The 3,015-nt window shown below is 67.5% G+C and carries 5 protein-coding genes; all 5 read left to right on the top strand.

Translation table 11 applies throughout. The features are described 5' to 3' along the window. A partial coding sequence (locus WA944_RS09140) for an FAS1-like dehydratase domain-containing protein (RefSeq protein WP_526646769.1) occupies positions 1-402 on the top strand: 402 nt, incomplete at its 5' end. Further along, the gene (locus tag WA944_RS09135; protein ID WP_163887628.1) at positions 399-836 is read left to right on the top strand and encodes a MaoC/PaaZ C-terminal domain-containing protein; all 438 of its coding nucleotides are present in this window, start codon (positions 399-401) and stop codon (positions 834-836) included. The genes WA944_RS09140 and WA944_RS09135, both read left to right, overlap by 4 nt. A 183-nt stretch (positions 837-1,019) precedes the next feature. Further along, a complete protein-coding gene (locus tag WA944_RS09130) occupies positions 1,020-2,186 on the top strand; it encodes a thiolase family protein (RefSeq protein WP_526372867.1) in 1,167 nt (388 codons plus the stop codon). Between the two features lie 34 nt (positions 2,187-2,220). Further along, positions 2,221-2,646 carry a Zn-ribbon domain-containing OB-fold protein gene (locus WA944_RS09125; RefSeq protein ID WP_526372868.1) on the top strand — a complete coding sequence of 142 codons (426 nt, stop codon included), beginning with the start codon at positions 2,221-2,223 and terminating at the stop codon, positions 2,644-2,646. A 137-nt stretch (positions 2,647-2,783) separates the two neighbouring features. Next, the gene (locus WA944_RS09120) at positions 2,784-2,945 is read left to right on the top strand and encodes an AMP-binding enzyme (RefSeq protein ID WP_163887625.1); all 162 of its coding nucleotides are present in this window, start codon (positions 2,784-2,786) and stop codon (positions 2,943-2,945) included. Positions 2,946-3,015 lie beyond the last annotated feature (70 nt).

Below are 3,015 nucleotides of genomic sequence, written 5' to 3'. Positions count from 1 at the left end.
CTGGTGGAGGACGGAAACCCGCGGTACTGGGAGGGCGACGAATGCCCGCCGGGTCTGTTGATGACGCTGAGCTTCAACCCCCAATGGACCCCCGAGCACCTCCACCGCGAGGACTCGCTGTTCGCATTCAGCGTGCCCTTGCCCGGTCACCACATCATCAATGCCTCCACCACCACCGAGCTGGAACGCCGGCCACGGATCGGCGACCACGTGTGGACCGTCGACGAGATCGTCTCGGTCTCGCCGGAGAAGACCACCCGTCTCGGCACCGGGGTGTTCATCACCTCTCTCACCACCTACGCCGACCAGCATGACAAGGTCATCGCGCGCAACACCAACGTGCTGTTCAGGTACGACATCACCGGTGGCGACCACCTGGGCCGAACTGAGGAGCAGCCATGACCAGCACCCCGACGGCGACACTACGGTTCGACGACGTCGCGGTCGGCGACGAGATCACCCCGGTCTCGATCCCGGTCACTTACAAGCGGGTCTGCATGAATGCGGCGTCCACCTGGGACTGGTTCCCTGGCCACCACGATCCCGAGTACGCGCGCAGCCAGGGTCAGCGGACGATCTACCTGTCGACACTGTTCTTCCACGGCTTCATCGACCGCGGCCTCGGCGACTGGGCCGGTCCCGATGCGCTGCTCCGTCGTCGCAAGATCTCCATGATTAAGTCGATCTACCCGGGACAGACCGCAACCCTCACCGGTCGCGTCATCGGCAAGCGCGAAGTGAACGGCACGAGCCTGATCGACCTGGAGCTCATGGTCAGCAGCGAGGAGGGGCCGTGTGTGCCCAGCGAGGCGACTCTGCAGCTCCCGACCGGATAGGCGTGCTCAATGAGCTCGAACGAGCCGTCAGACTTCGCCTCAGCCGAAACGGCACCCAGCCGTCGGCTGGCCACCCTGTGTCGAGCAACATGCCGAACCTGACGCGGAGCGGACGTCGGTGGCGGTGTGCGGTCACCGCCACCCCAGGCCAGCGATTGTTAGTCACTGCTAACGTCTTGACCCATGCCAGCACCACTCGCGACGCTCGCCGGATTCTCCGAGGTCACGCCCGGCCGTCTCGACCGCCCCTTCCTGGACTTGCACCTCGAGTCGGCCGTCGCCGCCCTGCGTGATGCGGGGATGGAGAGCTCTGATATCGACGGGCTGATCTGCGTGGGTTCCATGATGGGCGAGTCCATCGAGCACACGTTCCTGTCCGAGGAGATCCAGGACTCTCTCGGGCTCCACGAGCTCGGGTTGCAACTCGGTGTCCAGCTGGGCGGCGGGAGCCACCTCGCGATGCTCGGTGTCGCGACGCGAGCGATCCAGGCCGGTCAGTGCTCGGCAGTCCTGTGCGTGTCGGCCGGGGTCTTCCCGCCCATCCGTGACGTCGGCCGGCGCCTGATGACGATGACCTGCCATCCGGATTACGAGCTTCCCTACGCGCCGTCCATCCCCACCCTGTACGGGTTGATCGCGCAGTCGTGGCTCGACGAGGTCGGGCAGGGTCGCGAGGTGTTCGCCGAGGCCGTGGCCGCCCAGCAGGAATGGGCGCTGGCGCATCCGACCGCCATCGGCGCCGACGCCGGGAGGTTCACCGTCGAGCAGGTGCTCGACGCGCGGCACATCGCCGGTCCGTTCGGCTACCTCGACTGCTCCATTCCGTGCGAGGGTGGCGGCGCCTTCGTCGTCGTCTCGCCGGATCGGGCCGCACACCTGCCGCACCGAGCGGTGCACGTGGTCGGCATCGGGGAGGGCCATACCCACGGGTTCCTCACCTCGATGCCCGATCTTTCGCGGACCGGCGCGGTCCGCTCCGGCGCCACCGCGTTCGCCCAGGCCGGCATCACCCCCGCCGACATCCAATTAGCGCAGCTCTACGACGCGTTCAGCTCCAACCCGCTGATGCTGCTCGAGGAGCTTGGCCTCGCCGAGCGCGGCAAAGCCGTCGAGCTCTACCGGGAAGGCGCCACCCGTCCCGGTGGGCGGCTGCCAGTGAACACCAACGGCGGGCTGCTGCGTTTCGGCCACTCCGGCACGGCCTCGGGAATCTGCGGGATACTGGAGGCCTACCAGCAGATGACCGGCCGCGCGGCCGGCATCCAGGTCGGCCAGGCCGACCTCGGGGTCGTCCACGCCTACGGTTCCATGCTCTGCAGCCACGTCACCGTCATCCTGGAGGGGTCATGACCACCGAGACAATCAATTTCGCGGAGGCGCCGTCGTGACCGCCACCTACCTGGAGGGGTTGGCCGATCCGGCGGTCCTACCCCGCATCGATGATGTCAACCGCGGCCACTTCGAGGCGGCGGTCCGGGGGCGCCTCGCCGTACGCGAGTGCACCGCGTGCGGGCTGCTGTTCCACTACCCGCGCCCGTTCTGTCCCCGCTGCCACTCCGCCGAGCTGACGTGGACCGAACTGTCCGGCAACGCGACCGTGCTCGTCGCCGCAGTCGTCAGCCGTCCCCCGTGGAACGACCTACCCCGATCGGCGCCCTACCCGGTCGTCGTGGTCCGCCTGGCCGAGGGCCCGCAGATGCTCTCCACCGTGGAGGGCTGCGACCCCACCACAGTGGTTGCGGGGATGGCGGTGCGTGCGGCGTTCGAGCGCGTCGGTGACATCGGCATCGTTCGATTCGTCCCCGCTTGAGTGCCCTGAACCGATCCGGCGAGAGGACCACCCCGCCCATGGATCACGACCTGGACGCCAACATCATCAACCGGGTCCAGTTCGGCAAGTCCGGCGGTGAAACGTCGCCCCCACCGTGACATCGAAGCCGGGGCGTCGTGCTGACCGAAGAGGACCTGATCGCCGCCGCCCGCACCCGGCTGTCGGGGTTCAAGGTGCCCAAAGCCGTGCTGTTCACCGACGCCATGCCGCACACGGCCGCCGGCAAGATCCAGAAGAACGTGCTTCGCGAGCGCTACCGCAGCTACTTCGAGAGCTGACGCACCGGTCGCCCGAGTAAGGCCGATCGACGCTCGTTTCTGGTCATCGTGAGAACCTGCCGGGTAACGT

Source organism: Mycobacterium sp. (genome assembly GCF_049683355.1).
In the GTDB taxonomy this organism is placed as follows: Bacteria; Actinomycetota; Actinomycetes; order Mycobacteriales; family Mycobacteriaceae; genus Mycobacterium.
Note: the sequence above shows the minus strand (reverse complement) of the source record. Positions and strands in the feature narration are given on the sequence as shown.